The organism is Corallococcus terminator (genome assembly GCF_049194865.1).
GTDB classification, from domain to species: domain Bacteria; phylum Myxococcota; class Myxococcia; order Myxococcales; family Myxococcaceae; genus Myxococcus; species Myxococcus terminator_A.
Genome location: NZ_JBLZWL010000109.1, coordinates 79,374 through 92,348, shown reverse-complemented (window position 1 = coordinate 92,348; position 12,975 = coordinate 79,374). Strand labels below are relative to the sequence as shown.

Here is a 12,975-nt window from a genome sequence, read left to right as displayed (position 1 = left end):
GCCCGGCGCTCGGCTATAAGGGCGCTGGGAGGAAACAACATGACACGCAAGGTGGCCCTCATCACCGGAGCATCGGCTGGACTCGGAGTGGAGTTCGCGCGGCGCTTCGCTCGGGACGGGCACGACGTCATCCTCGTCGCACGCGGAGCCTCTCGGCTGGAGGCGCTCGCCGCCACGCTGGAGAAGGAGCACGGGGTGAAGGCCCACGTGCTGCCCACGGACCTGTCCTGGCCGGACGCGCCCGAGCAGCTCTTCGCTCAGGTGGCCGAGCGCGGGCTGACGGTGGACTTCCTCGTCAACAACGCGGGCTTCGGCTCCTCGGGCCCCTTCCTGGACCAGGACGTGAAGCGCGAGGCGGAGATGGTGCAGGTCAACTGCACCGCGCTCTTGAAGCTCACGCACCTGTTCGCCAGACCCATGCGCGAGCGCGGCCACGGCCGCATCCTCAACGTGGCCTCCACCGCCGCCTTCCAGGCTGGCCCCTACATGTCCACGTACTACGCGACGAAGGCGTTCGTCGTGTCGCTGTCGGAGGGGCTGGCGTACGAGCTGAGGGGCACCGGCGTGACGGTGACGGCCCACTGCCCTGGCGCGACGCAGACGGAGTTCGCCCAGAAGGCGGGCAACGACAAGAGCCGCCTGTTCCAGCGCTCCGGCGTGGCGAAGCCCGGGGACGTGGTGGAGCACGCCTACAAGGCGATGATGCGCGGGCGGGTGGTGTCCGTCCACGGCGCGCTCAATGGCCTGGCCGCGTTCATGGTGCGCTTCAGCCCGCGCGCCGCATCGCGCGCCGTCGCCGCGGGGCTCAACCAACAGGCCTGAGGCGCCGGTGGCCGTGACTCGTCCGTGCAAACGGAAGCGTCACGGCCACCCGAGTCCCACGCTCAGTTGAACGTGGCGGTGAAGAGCAGCGAGAAGTGGGTGACGTTCCAGTCGTCACCGTCGTTCTCGCTGCTGCGGATGCGGCCCAGCGCCACCTCGCCGCCGATGCCCACCGCCCAGTTGTCGCTCACCCACCACTCCTTGCCCAGGCCCAGGTGGATGCCCACGCCGGAGTCCGTCTCTCCCTCGCGCTCGCCGTCCTGCGTGATGCTGAGCTGGTTGGCCACCACGGCGCCGGAGATGTAGAGGTTGACGGGCATGAAGTAGTACGTGAGGCCCACGCCAATCCCGGCGTAGTTGCTGGCCACGTCGTCATCCTCGTCACCCTCGACGGTGATGTCGCCCACCTCGAGGTCCGGGTTCGTCGTGGACGTGCCGAAGAGCTTTCCGTAGATGATGAAGTTGTTGATGAGGGCGTAGCCCAGCTCCAGGTTGAGGGTGCCCGCGGCGCCCTTGATGGCCAGGTCGAGGTCGGGCGCCTCGGCGCGCGTGTAGCCGATGCCCAGCTGGCCGCGCAGGTAGAAGCCGTCGTGGGTGTGTCGCCCGGGCGTCTCGTCCGCGAGCGCCACCGTCGTCGAGAGAACCGCTGCCGCGAAGAGCCAGAAGAATCGCATGAAGAGGAGTCCTTGCTTCGGAAAGGCCCGCCCCGGCCGGGGGGCTGCGACCGGGGTTATGCACACGTCGCCCCGGTCCTGCCAGTCCCCGGAAGCTCCGTGCCTCCGGTTCACGCGGCTTATACCCCGGAGCCGGCCGCCCCGCGCATCAGCCGCCTCGCCTGGGACTTCCGGCCGTGCTCTGCTGCGCCGCCCGGCGCGCGCCCGCGCTGACCCCACCTGGAGAGGGATGCAATGACGCAGACCGTGGACCCCTCGGAGCTGGCCCGACGCCTCGACTCCGCCCGGAGAGAGCGGCGCGAGGTGCCGCCCCTCACGAACGAGCTGCCCCAGCTCTCGCTACCAGAGGCCTACGCCGTCCAGGAGGCGGGCCTGAAGCTCCGCCAGGCCGACGGTGAGCGCGTGGTCGGCCTGAAGATGGGCCTGACGTCCGAGGCCAAGCGCCGGCAGATGAACCTGGACTCACCGGTGTACGGCGTCCTCACGGACAAGATGCGCGTGGCGGCGGACGGGGTCATCCGGCTGGGCCAGGGCATCCACCCGAAAATCGAGCCGGAGATCGCCTTCCGCACCGCGCGCGAGCTCGGCGGGACGGTGACGCGCGAGGAGGCGCTGGACGCGTGTGAGTCCGTGTTCGCCGCGATGGAGATCCTCGACTCGCGCTACCGCGACTTCAAGTACTTCTCCCTGCCGGACGTGGTGGCGGACAACTCGTCCTCCTCGCTGTTCGTCCTCGCGACGGAGGAGCACCCGCCGCGCGCGCTGGACCTGACGCGCCTGGAGATGAAGATGTCGGTGAACGACGCGCTGGTGCAGTCGGCCCGCTCGGACGCCATCTCCGGGGACCCGGTGCTGTCCGTGGTGCAGCTGTGCGCGTTGCTCGCGCAGCGGGGCCAGGTGCTCCCCGCCGGCAGCATCGTCCTGGCGGGCGCCGCCACGGCCGCGCACATGCTCCAGCCTGGAGACAGGGTGCGGCTCATCGTGGAGGGCCTGGGCTCCGTGGCGGTGTCGGCCGGGTAGCGCGCGCCCCCTCGCGCTTCAGTTCATCCACGAGGAGGACACGCCCGCGCTCGTGTGACGCGGGCGCGTGTCGGTGTCGTGCCAGCGCACCGCGTAGCGGTCCCCGTGCTGGCGCAGGAAGGCGTCCAGCCGCTCCAGGCCCATTCGCTCCGGCATGGGGTGGCGTGCGTCGAGTGCCCGCTTCAGCGCGGGGTGGTAGCGGACGACGGCGGCGAAGTCGCGGGGGTACTCCCGCTCGTCCACGCCCAGGAGCTCTCCCCGGTCCAGGCCGCGCGCGAGCAGCTCCCGCCAGCGCTGGAGCGGCGCCAGGCCCAGCGAGTCCACGCCCCGGGAGCAGAGCATCAGGAACAGCGCGTCCCAGGGCTCGGACGCGTCCAGGTAGTGCTCCAGCGCGCGCGCGGAAGGGCGCGTGTTGAGCACCATCCAGAACGGCACCGCACCGGTGCGCAGCGCCCACCACGGCTCCAGCAGAATCGAGGACTCCACCAGCAACTGTCCCAGCGGCATGTGTCGGTCGCGGTACCAGTGCCGGTACAGGTCCGCCACCAGCGGGCTGAGCGCCTCCGGCTCTGGATAGACGATGCGCCGCAGCCGCCAGCGCCGCTCGCGCGCCAGCCGCTGGAGGTCCTCGAGCAGCGCGGGCTCGAAGCCCCACTCCGCTTCCGGGCTGTCGCTGTCCGGCGGAGGCGTGGGCCAGCGCGAATGAGGTGAGCCCTGGCGCCGCAGCCAGTCCTCCACGCGCGGGCCGCCCAGGTAGTACTCGTCAGGGCTCGCCCCGCCGAGCGCGCCCTGCTGGAAGACGTGCCGCTCGCCCTGCCGCAGCGTGGGCCAGCGCAGCTCGCACTCGGACACGAAGAGGGTGGCGCCGGGCTCCAGCACGTCCTCCAGGAAGCGGACATACGCGGCGCCCAGGCGGCGGCGCTTCACCCGGAAGTGTGTCAGCCCTCGCAACAGGAGCCGGTCGTGGTTGGCGTCGTGCGTGTGGTGCAGCTGGAGGTCCGGATGGGACTCCAGCAGGTGGCGCGCGGGCTCCCTGGCGAAGTCCAAGTCCTTCAACGGCTCGTCCACGGGCACGCGCCCGTCATGGCGCACGGACAACAGCTGCGTCTGGGGCAGCCACGGAATGCCCAGCGCCGCGCACAGGTGGACCAGCGCGCCGTTGGAGGAGCCCACCACCGCGGCCGGGTAGCGTCGTCGCGGGTAGCGGGACACCACCCAGCGCGCCAGGGCCTCCGCGTCGAAGTGCGTCAGCGCGCGCGGCGTGAGGGCCTCGGCCAGTCCGCTGCGGACATAGGCGGCCTCGCGCTTGGGCACCGGGAGGCGGTTGACGACCGGGAGGAGCGCCTCGAACAGGGGGCGGGTGTGCCGGTGCGTGCCCAGCGCGGGGAAGTCGCGGCCATGCAGGAAGCCCGCGAGCGCGCGCAGCATGGCGGCCGCGGAGTCGAAGTCCGCGACGAAGCGACGCGCCATCATGGCGGACCCCCTTCGCGCCCGGAGCGCCGCGACGTGTCGACACTCGTTGCGTGCGGCAGGCCCATTCCCCCTCCGAGGCCGAGACGGCGTCCGTCAGGAAGGTAGGCCCTGAATGCCACCCGAGCAGGCCGCCGACACCCGCCCGAGGGGAGGGGAGGCGTGCTGGCGTCGCTTCAGGGCTCCGGCCGGCGCGCCGTGGACGGAGGAGGGTCCGCCGTCACACGCAGGCCGTGGGCCGAGTGCGCGCGAGCGCAGGGCTGGATGCGGGCCTCCGTCGGGCCCAGCGTCTCCAGCACGAAGGAGGAGTTCTTGTGTCGTGGGGGCGACTCCGGCCAGTGGCCCCGCTCGGTGCGCGCCAGGTCGACCTCCGCCAGGGTGATGAGCGCGTCGTGCTGGAGCCTGCGCAAATCCAGCCGCTCCGCGTACTCGCCATAGGTGGCGATGTGCGGCCCGTGGATGGAGCCCAGCTGGTCCTCCTCCTCGCTCGCCTCCATCAGCGCGAAGGCCCGGCGGCGCGCCGAGGTGGGCAGGTCCGCCGCGGACGTCAGCGCGTCGAAGCCCTCCACCAGCGTCCACCACGCGCGCCGCGCGGCCAGGGGACCGTCGTCGGAGGCCTCCTCGTCCCGCAGCTCCGGCGGCACGCAGTCCTCGCTGTGCGGCGGCAGCGCGGCCAGGGCCTCGTCGGACAAGAGCCCCCGGAAGTGGACCAGCTGCACCAGCGTGGACTCGTGCCGCAGCGACATGGAGAAGGGCGCGAAGCCCTCGGCCAGCTTCACCAGCTGCGAAATCGCCAGCCGCTTGCGCTCCGTCGGCGCCGCGTCCAGCGCGTCCGCGCACGGCCGGTAGAGCACGCCGTGGCCCGTCGCCGACAGCAGCTGTCCCTCCATGCCTCCGCCCAGCTCCAGCTCGCGGCTGAGCGCCAGCGCGTCCAGGCACGTGTCCAGCGCCGCCAGCGGCCGGCCATGGGAGAGCTTCCACCGCGTGTCCAGCGCGGCCAGGTTCACCACGTACATCAACGCGAACTTCCCGTTCGCCCGCGCGTGGGTGACGGGCGCGAGCACGCCCAGCCGCTCCGGCAGCCCGCCGAACTCCGCGTGCGTCGCCGCCAGCACCCGCTCCAGCAGGGGCCGCGCGCGCTCCAGCGTCTCGACGCACGCCGAGGACAGCGACGTCGTCGGCAGCTTCCCGTCCGCCACGTCCCGGCAGGACTGCCCCAGCGTCGAGTCCTGGCCCGTGCCCGCCTTCTGCCGCTCCTGGTACAGGTGCAACACGTCTTCCAGCAGCGGCTCCAGGTGGCGGGCGAAGGTCCCCGGGCTCGGCGGCTGCACGTGCGAGGGCCGCGCGTACCGCGCCTGGGTCAGCTCGTTCACCTCGCGCACCAGCCTCGCTTCGAGTGGCCTGGTGCGCAGCTTCACGTACGCCACGCCCCCCGCACACACGAGGAGGATGGCGAACAGGCCTCCTGCGACGGTGACGAGAGAGCGGTGGGAAGTCATGAGGGGGCGGCGCTCAGCGGGCGGAAGCCTCGCACGAAACCCAGGCTCCAGGGATTTCCACGCTCTGGAAAGGCTTCACTGCCAGTCCAGGGTCAGCCCGCGCTGCGCCGAGGGGCGACGAAGCCGCGTCCCAGGCGCTCGAGCAGGTGCTCGGACAGGGCGCGGGCCTGGGAGCGAATCTCCGGCACGGCCGTGGTCTCCCACAGCTCGCCGCGCCGCAGGGGGCCCAGGGTGAAGAGGCGGCCCCCGGTGTGCCCGCGCGCGTCCACCAGCGCCCCGTGGCCGTCGGTGTCCAGGCCCAGGCCGAGCGCGTCCGGGCGCAGCCGGCCCTCCTCCGCGAGGCGGTGGAGCAGCGGGTGTCCATGGCGGGTGACGTCGCCCTCAGGGCCCGTGCAGTTGACCACGTGGTGGACCTGGAGGTCCTCCTCGTGCCGCGCTCCCCGGCGCCGCACGCGCACCCGCACCGCGTCGTCGTCCAGGACGAAGCTCCGCACCCGGGCCGCGTGCAGCCGCAGCAGGCCCTGGGCCCTCAGTCGCTCCAGGCCGTCCGCCACGTCCGGCGCCATGCGGTGACGGTGCACGTCCCAGTAGGCGCGCAGGTGTCGCAGGAAGCGCTTGCGCTCCCCGTCGTCCAGGCGCTGCCACAGGGGCACCGTCACCGGCCGCAGGGCGTCCACCACCGCGCGCCAGCTGGCCCCGGCCTCCGTCGCGCGGCGCACCTCGTGGCGCAGCACGCGCAGGAGCGCGCGCACCCGTACGGGGATGGGGTGGGTGGGCTCCGGCGAGCGCGGCCCGTTGTCTCGGAGCCCCTTGTCGCGCAGCGCGCGCAGCACGTCGCGGATGCCGGGTGAGGCGTAGGTGCCCTGGAGGGCGGTGCGCGGGTGGCGGTGCGGCAGCAGGCCGTGGCGAGACAGCGCGTGCAGCGGGCCCCGGTGGCCGCGCTCCTCCAGCGACAGCACGGCGTCCACCATGGTGAGCCCCGTGCCGATGAGCAGCACCGTGTCGTCCTCGCCAATGCCCTCCAGCGCGCTCGGCGTCCACGGCGAGCGGTGATAGCGCGGGCTCGCATACAGCCCGCCGTCCGCCACGCGCAGGTCCGCGGGGGACGCGTTGCCCAGCGCCAGCACCACCGCTCGGGCGACCCGCTCCGCGCCGCTCCGGGTCGTCAGCGTCACCAGCCCGCCGTGCTCTCGCGTGGACGTCACCTCGTCGGACAGCGTCTCCAGCTGGACACCCGGCGGTGCGCTGGTGACGGACTCCTTCAGCACGGCGTCCAGGTACTGGCCGTAGCGCAGCCGGGGGACGAAGTCCCCGCCCTCCGTGTCGGGCGTCTCCTGACGCAGCCAGCGCAGGAAGTGCTCGGGCTCCTCCGCGAAGGCGCCCATCCGCGCGGCGGGGACGTTGAGCAGGTGACGGTGGCTCCGCGTCGAGTAGGCGAGCCCCTGGCCCACCCGCCCGCTTCGCTCCACCAGGAGGATTCGGAAGGGCGCGCGCGCCTGCCTCAAGAGGTGGATGGCCAACAACGTCCCGCTGGCCCCGCCCCCCACCACGGCCACGTCCCAAGGGCTGCTCTGAACTCGCACGCCGCAATCCTATGTCCGCCTCCGTCCCACGGCATCCCAGCGGGCCAGCGTGGACAATCGAACGCCAACCCCTGGTCGTGGTGCTAGGGCATGTCCACACTCCCACGCACATCCCGGGAGAACCATGCGAGAGCGCCCCAAGGAAGACTGGGACGGAGAAGTCCCGGACATGAGAAGCCTGCTCGGCTGGCCGTTGCCAGAGCGCAGGGAGTCCGTCCCTTCACTGGCGTGGCTGGTGGAGAGGCTCCGCGACAGCCGGCCCGACTGGGGACTGCTGAGGTCTTTCGTCGAGTTCGACGAGGCGCGCTACGTGCGCAAGACGTTGGCGAAGACGGAAGCGTGTGAGCTGCTGCTGGTGTGCTGGGGGCCGGGGCAAGGCTCGCTGGTGCATGACCACGGCGGCTCGTCCGGCGTGTCCCTGATGGTGCGCGGCGCGGTGCGAGAGACCCGCTACGTCTGGGGAGGCGACAGGCTGCTGCCCGAGGTGGGCGTGCGCGCGGAGGAGGGCGACTTGATGATTGAGGAGCCGGACACCATCCACCGCGTCCTCAACACCTCACGGTATGGCGCCGTGTCGCTGCACCTCTACGCGCCGCCGATGGAGGGCATGACGCCTTATGACGACCAGGTGGTGACGCTCACACCACCGCGTCCAGCTGGCGCGGCGGCTGGGCGAAGGCGCCGGCCACGGGCAGGGTGACGCGGAAGATGCTGCCCTGACCGGGCGCGCTCTCCACCGTCAGCGTCCCGCCCAGCGACGTGACGATGCCATGGCACACCGCCAGGCCCAGGCCGGTGCCCACGCCCAGCGGCTTGGTGGTGAAGAACGGGTCGAAGATGCGCTCGCGGTGCTCGGGGGAGATGCCGCAGCCGGTGTCGCGCACCTCCACCGCGACGATGCGGCCGGGCATCGCCTCGCGCGCCACGACGCGCACCTCGTTCAGCTCCACCTGCCCGGGCACAATCGCCTGCGCCGCGTTGAGCAGCAGGTTGAGGAACACCTGGCCCAGCCGCGAGCCATTGCCCTGCACGGGCGGCACTCCGTCACACTCGACGATGAGCCGCGCGCGGTGCCGCAGCTCGTGCATGGCCATCTTCGCCGCCGTGCGCACCACCGCGCCCACGTCCGAGGGCCCGCTGCCCACGTCCTCCGAGCGCGACAGCGTCTGCAAGTCCCGGACGATGAGGCGGATGCGCTCCGCGCCGTCGCGCGTCTCCGCCAGCGCCTCCAGCACCTCCTGGCGCTCGCGCTCGGGGAGCTGCTCCTTCTGCTGGAGCTCCTGGTGGATGTACTCCAGGTTGCTGAGGATGAAGGCGAGGGGGTTGTTGATTTCGTGCCCCACGCCCGCGGCGATGCGGCCCAACGCAATCAGCCGGTCCGCGAAGAGCAGCTGGGCCTGGGTGGCGTGGAGCTGCTCCAGGCTGCGGGACAGCTTCGCGTTGGCGGCCTCCAGCTCCGCGGTCCGCTCCCGCACCGTCTCTTCCAGTCGCCTGCCCGCCTCGCCGGCCTCGCGGACGAGCTCCGTCCCCGGGTGCTCCGCTCCGGGTGAAAATCCCGCACGCGCCTGGAAGGCGCGCCGCAGCGTGCCGCGCCGCTGCGCCACCGCCGACATCAACAGAACCCTGGCTCGTAGCGTCATCACGTCGCGGTCCCGGCGTCGAAGGTCCGTCCCGAGTGCGGCGCGGGGGCGGGGCGGACCATCCCAGTCAACACCGCCAGGACGTGGCCGGCAAGGAGCCGATGTCGGCTCGCGCGAGGGTTCGTGGCTGTCCAGATGGGTAGTCGACGCCAGCGCTCCCGGAGGGGCCCGGCCAGCGTTGGCGACTGGAAGCTCCGCCCCTGTGTCAGCGCGCCTGGGAGGACAAGGTCAGCGCGAGCAGGGAGGGTTGAAAGCGCCGTGCCCACCACACGCCACCCGCCAGACACACCCCCAGCCCCAGGGCCAGCAGGACGCGCGGTAACTGGATGGCGCCAGTCCCCAGCTTCACCGGCCGGGCCCGGACGACGAGCCTGGGCGCTTCGGCCTCGGTGGAGGCGGTGGAGACCGACTGAATCGAGGGCAGCGTCCCGGAGCCCGTCGTGCGCCGTCCGCGCGACGGAGGGCGTGGGCCCTGGACGTCGAGCGGCAGGTCCGCCGTGTTCGGGAACAAGGGCACGTCCCACGCCGCGTCCGCGTTGGCGAGCGCCGTCTCCAGCGCCGCGCACCAGGTGCTCGCGGTGCCTCGCCGCCAGGGCTGCTTGGTGAGCAGCTGCAGGCACAGCTCGCTGAGCGCCCAGGGCACCCGGGGGTTGAGCACGGCGGGCGTCACCGGAGGGTGGTGGATGACGGCCAGCTCTCCCTCGGGCGTCTCCACGTTCTCGAACGGGTAGCGCGCGGTGAGCATCCAGTAGAGGACGACGCCGAGCGCATAAAGGTCATCGGCCACGGTGGCCGGGTACATGCCGTCGCGGCCCTCGTGGCGGAAGGCCAGGGCCTCCGGACTGCGGTAGCGCGGCGTCCCCGGGGGCAGCACTCCGCGTGGCAGCCGGGGCGCTCCGGAGTAGTCCCCCACGCCGAAGTCCATCAGCACCGGCGTGCCGTCCTCCTCGCGCACCACCACGTTGGCTTCCTTGATGTCCCGGTGGAGCACGTCCGCGGCGTGCGCGGCTTCCAGTCCGCGCGCCACTCCCAGCGCCAGTCGCGCCGCGCGCCGCGCGCCGGGATTCTCTTCTTCCACCCACTGGGCCAGCGGGCGCCCGTGCACGTACTCCATGGCCAGGTAGAGCCACTCGGGCGCCTCCGGTGGAAACAGGCCGCCGTCACGGAAGCCCACCACGTTGCGGTGGGCCAGCCGTGTCAGGATGGCGACCTCGCGTTGCCCCCAGCCACCCAGTTGCACCAGTGACTGGAGCTTGAGCGCCACGGGCTGGCCGTCGCGCGTGGCGCGGTACACCACGCCACAGCCTCCCGCGCCGAGCAGCCCTTCCACCGTGTAGCCGGCGATGTCGGTGCCCTCGGGGGCATCCAGGAAATGAAGACCGTTCATGCGACCTCCCGTGTCCGGCCCAACCTCGGGAATGGGGAAACCGTAGCACCACCCAGGGGGACGTCCCCACCGGCGGGGGCCCTCACGGACCCACGCGCCGGCGCGAACTGTGTCGCGGAAGACCAACGCTTTGCCCTCAGGGGCAGGTGCCGCAATCCGCGCGGCAGCTCAGCGCGGTGGTGCCCGTGCCGCAGCGCTCGGTGAACTGGCAGGTGCCGTCACCGCAGCGATAGATTTCCTGCGGGCGGATGCGCGCGGTGATGGGGCGGTAGTTCTTCCCGTTGTACGTGCAGCTCTCGTAGTAGGGCAGGGTCGTGGAGGGCGTCGTGGTGCTCATGGCGCGCTGGCAATACGTGGCGCACATGCCCACGTGGGTGATGGGCGGGCAGTTCTGCGCCTCGCCCGACGCCAGTCCACACGTGCGCGGGGTGCTCTTGTCCGCGGACAGGTAGGCCTGGTCATTGGCCGCGAAGACGCCCGTGCCGTCGAACAGGTTGCCGAAGTAGCACGCCTCCGTCTCGCTGTACGTCGCCAGCTCCTGCGGCGTGTACGGAATGGCCGGGGGCGAGGTGTCGCTGGAGCCGGTGAGGCCCAGCACGGAGATGGGCACGTGCAGGCCGTACTTGTTCGCATGCGCCGCGAGGCAGCCGGAGACCACCTGCTTCTCCAAATCTGTCGCGGGCGCTCCGTTGGCCCAGGCCGTCGCCAGCCCCAGCGCCCCGAGCCACATGTGCGTGATTCCCGTCACCGGATTGGTGAACTGGCGGGCGACCCCCGCCTGCACCGCGCACGTCACCACGTAGGACATCACCGCGTCCGCATTCACGGGGTCCTGGTTGAACCAGGTCGTGAAGCCATTGGTGGACAGGCCATTGGTGGACAGGCCATTCGTGGACAAGCCATTGGTGGACAGGCCATTCGTGGACAAGCCATTGGTGGACAGGCCATTGGTGGACAAGCCGTTGTGGGTGACCTGGCTGTGGCGCAGGTGCCCCAGCTCCTCTCCCACCGGCTCCACCCCCACGCCACAGGCCCCCGCTCCGAGCGCCAGGCTCAGGAGCCCCACCATCCATCCCCGGCCCCGAGACGGGTGGGTGCTGGTGTGACGACGCGACTGCGAGGCTGGTGTGTGGTGCATGCTCTTCCCCCGTGTGTGGTGGCCAGCGCTCGCTGACCACCTTGTCGTCCACCAGTTCCAGCATTCCCAAAGAATGCCGCTGTAGCTGATGGGTTCGACAAGTTTTGCCGGGGGTTCAGCTGGCTTGCATGCCGCAGGGACGATAAATTTCCCATGGCGGCCGAATCATGACAGTCAGGGTGTAAAGTCCAGGACTCAGGGAGTCATGGATGAATCGGATTCAACGGAGACCCGTCATTCCCGGGAGGTCTAGATGGGTTCCGGGAATTCCAGAGACAGTGCGGCGGCGGGGGTGAGGGCAAAGCCCTCGGGTCCGCGCAGTCGCCAGGCGCCCACGTCGGTGACGGGGCCTCCCACGACTTCGGACTCCCCGGTGTCGCCGCGCGTCTCGGCCTGGCCCAGGTGCAGGCACAGGTGGACGGTGGCATCCACGGGGTCGGCGAGCTTCTGCGCGGCCTGCTGGAGGATGCGCAGGGAGCGCTCGGCCTCGCGCAGGTACGCGGTGCGCTCCGGGGTGGGCGCGCCGTTCTCCAGCGGGCGCACGGCCAGCAGCGTGGTGCCGGACTGGAGCGCGAGCAGGAAGCCGCCGCCGCGCAGGCCCTGCTCCAGGCCATCCAGCACGTCGGCGAGCACGGCGTACATCGCGTCGTCGTCCTGGGCGGCGGAGGGCAGCAGCACCTCGGCGTGGACGGCGAGCGCCAGCCGGGAGCGGTGGGCGGGCTGTACGGGCTCCTCGGCGGCGTCGGCGAGCGCGGCGAGGAAGGCGCCCACGCTGGTGAAGCGGCGGCCGGCGTCCTTCTCCAGGCAGCGCAGCACCACCGCGTCCACGGCGGGAGACACCGGGGCGATGGCGCTGGGCCTGGGCGCGGGGGCCTCCAGGTGCAGCCGCTCCAACTCCATCCGGTCCTCGCAGAGGAACGGGTAGCGGCCGGTGAGCAGTTGATGCAGCAGCACGCCCAGCGCGTAGATGTCCGTGTACGGGCCAATGGTGCCGCCGCGGAACTGCTCGGGGGCCATGGCGTGCGCGGTGCCCAGCCGCTGGCCGGCGATGGTGAGGCCCTCCTGCGAGCCCTCCGCGTGCATCAGCTTGGCGATGCCGAAGTCGAGCAGCTTCACCCGGGGCTTCTCGCCCTCCTCCACGACGAGGATGTTGCTGGCCTTCAAGTCGCGGTGGACGACGCCCGCGCGGTGCGCCGCCTCCAGCGCGCCGCACACGGGCTCCAGGTAGGCGCGCGCACGGGACGCGGACAGCCGGCCGCGCTCCTGCACCACCTGGCCCAGCGTGCGACCGGCGAGCAGCTCCATGACGTAGTAGGGGCTGCCGTCCGGCATCAGCCCGAAGTCATAGACATCCACGATGTTGGGGTGGCGAATCTGGTTCACCACGCGGGCCTCGCGCACGAAGCGCTTGAGCATCTCGCCCTGATCCGCCAGGTGGGGGTGCAGCACCTTCACCGCGGCGCGGCGGCCCAGAATCCGGTGCTCGGCTTCATAGACGCTGCCGTGGCCACCGGAGGCGAGCAGGGCCTTGAGGATGTACTCGCCCGCGAGCGTGCCGGGGCCTCGGTCACCTTTGCCCGCATCGCCGCGCCCCCGCTCGGAGACATGCAGATCCGCCCGTGCCTGGATGCGGAACGTGCTCTCGGAGTCGGCCGCCATGTGTAAAGGGCACCCTAGCACCCACCTTGGAGCCCTGCTGCACGCCCCGGGCCCGAAGCGCCCGCCGCGTCGCGCCAATCCCT

General features: G+C 71.7%; 11 protein-coding genes. 3 read left to right on the top strand and 8 right to left on the bottom strand.

Annotated features, from left to right (window positions below; translation table 11 throughout):
• The first annotated feature begins 39 nt into the window (after positions 1-39).
• Positions 40-822, top strand: a complete 783-nt coding sequence (locus ACN469_RS33065; RefSeq protein WP_498774494.1) for an SDR family NAD(P)-dependent oxidoreductase — start codon at positions 40-42, stop codon at positions 820-822.
• A gap of 62 nt (positions 823-884) precedes the next feature.
• Here ACN469_RS33065 and ACN469_RS33060 read toward each other — a convergent pair whose 3' ends face one another.
• On the bottom strand, positions 885-1,496 hold the full coding sequence (locus ACN469_RS33060) for an outer membrane beta-barrel protein (RefSeq protein WP_498774492.1): 612 nt from the start codon (positions 1,494-1,496) through the stop codon (positions 885-887).
• Between the two features lie 234 nt (positions 1,497-1,730).
• On the opposite strand from ACN469_RS33060, the gene ACN469_RS33055 reads away from it, so the two are divergent.
• The gene (locus tag ACN469_RS33055) at positions 1,731-2,516 is read left to right on the top strand and encodes a 2-keto-4-pentenoate hydratase (RefSeq protein WP_498774490.1); all 786 of its coding nucleotides are present in this window, start codon (positions 1,731-1,733) and stop codon (positions 2,514-2,516) included.
• A gap of 18 nt (positions 2,517-2,534) precedes the next feature.
• Here the strand turns inward: ACN469_RS33055 and ACN469_RS33050 are convergent, their stop codons facing one another.
• From ACN469_RS33050 to ACN469_RS33040, 3 genes are all read right to left on the bottom strand, one after another.
• Positions 2,535-3,989, bottom strand: coding sequence for a hypothetical protein (locus ACN469_RS33050; protein WP_498774488.1), 1,455 nt, complete (start codon positions 3,987-3,989; stop codon positions 2,535-2,537).
• A 173-nt stretch (positions 3,990-4,162) separates the two neighbouring features.
• Complete coding sequence (locus ACN469_RS33045) at positions 4,163-5,485, bottom strand: hypothetical protein (protein ID WP_498774486.1); 1,323 nt, start codon at positions 5,483-5,485, stop codon at positions 4,163-4,165.
• Positions 5,486-5,577: 92 nt separating this feature from the next.
• A complete protein-coding gene (locus ACN469_RS33040) occupies positions 5,578-7,068 on the bottom strand; it encodes an FAD/NAD(P)-binding protein (protein WP_498774484.1) in 1,491 nt (496 codons plus the stop codon).
• Between the two features lie 169 nt (positions 7,069-7,237).
• Between ACN469_RS33040 and ACN469_RS33035 the strand changes: the two genes are divergently transcribed.
• The gene (locus ACN469_RS33035) at positions 7,238-7,768 is read left to right on the top strand and encodes a cysteine dioxygenase (RefSeq protein ID WP_498774482.1); all 531 of its coding nucleotides are present in this window, start codon (positions 7,238-7,240) and stop codon (positions 7,766-7,768) included.
• Here ACN469_RS33035 and ACN469_RS33030 read toward each other — a convergent pair.
• The 4 genes from ACN469_RS33030 to ACN469_RS33015 all read right to left on the bottom strand — a co-directional run bounded on the left by ACN469_RS33030 (position 7,707) and on the right by ACN469_RS33015 (position 12,892).
• Entirely contained in the window at positions 7,707-8,708 is a 1,002-nt protein-coding gene (locus ACN469_RS33030) for a sensor histidine kinase (RefSeq protein ID WP_498774776.1), read from the bottom strand. The genes ACN469_RS33035 and ACN469_RS33030 overlap by 62 nt on opposite strands.
• A 205-nt stretch (positions 8,709-8,913) precedes the next feature.
• Positions 8,914-10,095 carry a serine/threonine-protein kinase gene (locus tag ACN469_RS33025; RefSeq protein ID WP_498774480.1) on the bottom strand — a complete coding sequence of 394 codons (1,182 nt, stop codon included), beginning with the start codon at positions 10,093-10,095 and terminating at the stop codon, positions 8,914-8,916.
• 136 nt (positions 10,096-10,231) lie between these two features.
• Positions 10,232-11,233: a hypothetical protein gene (locus tag ACN469_RS33020; protein WP_498774478.1), complete on the bottom strand. Its 1,002-nt coding sequence runs from the start codon at positions 11,231-11,233 to the stop codon at positions 10,232-10,234.
• A 249-nt stretch (positions 11,234-11,482) separates the two neighbouring features.
• The gene (locus tag ACN469_RS33015) at positions 11,483-12,892 is read right to left on the bottom strand and encodes a serine/threonine-protein kinase (protein WP_498774476.1); all 1,410 of its coding nucleotides are present in this window, start codon (positions 12,890-12,892) and stop codon (positions 11,483-11,485) included.
• Positions 12,893-12,975 lie beyond the last annotated feature (83 nt).

Coding starts and splice junctions, on each gene's coding strand:
- ACN469_RS33065 (WP_498774494.1), top strand. CDS start 40: ATGACACGCAAGGTGGCCCTCATCACCGGAGCATCGGCTGGACTCGGA.
- ACN469_RS33060 (WP_498774492.1), bottom strand. CDS start 1,496: ATGCGATTCTTCTGGCTCTTCGCGGCAGCGGTTCTCTCGACGACGGTG.
- ACN469_RS33055 (WP_498774490.1), top strand. CDS start 1,731: ATGACGCAGACCGTGGACCCCTCGGAGCTGGCCCGACGCCTCGACTCC.
- ACN469_RS33050 (WP_498774488.1), bottom strand. CDS start 3,989: ATGATGGCGCGTCGCTTCGTCGCGGACTTCGACTCCGCGGCCGCCATG.
- ACN469_RS33045 (WP_498774486.1), bottom strand. CDS start 5,485: ATGACTTCCCACCGCTCTCTCGTCACCGTCGCAGGAGGCCTGTTCGCC.
- ACN469_RS33035 (WP_498774482.1), top strand. CDS start 7,238: ATGAGAAGCCTGCTCGGCTGGCCGTTGCCAGAGCGCAGGGAGTCCGTC.
- ACN469_RS33030 (WP_498774776.1), bottom strand. CDS start 8,708: ATGACGCTACGAGCCAGGGTTCTGTTGATGTCGGCGGTGGCGCAGCGG.
- ACN469_RS33025 (WP_498774480.1), bottom strand. CDS start 10,095: ATGAACGGTCTTCATTTCCTGGATGCCCCCGAGGGCACCGACATCGCC.
- ACN469_RS33020 (WP_498774478.1), bottom strand. CDS start 11,233: ATGCACCACACACCAGCCTCGCAGTCGCGTCGTCACACCAGCACCCAC.
- ACN469_RS33015 (WP_498774476.1), bottom strand. CDS start 12,892: ATGGCGGCCGACTCCGAGAGCACGTTCCGCATCCAGGCACGGGCGGAT.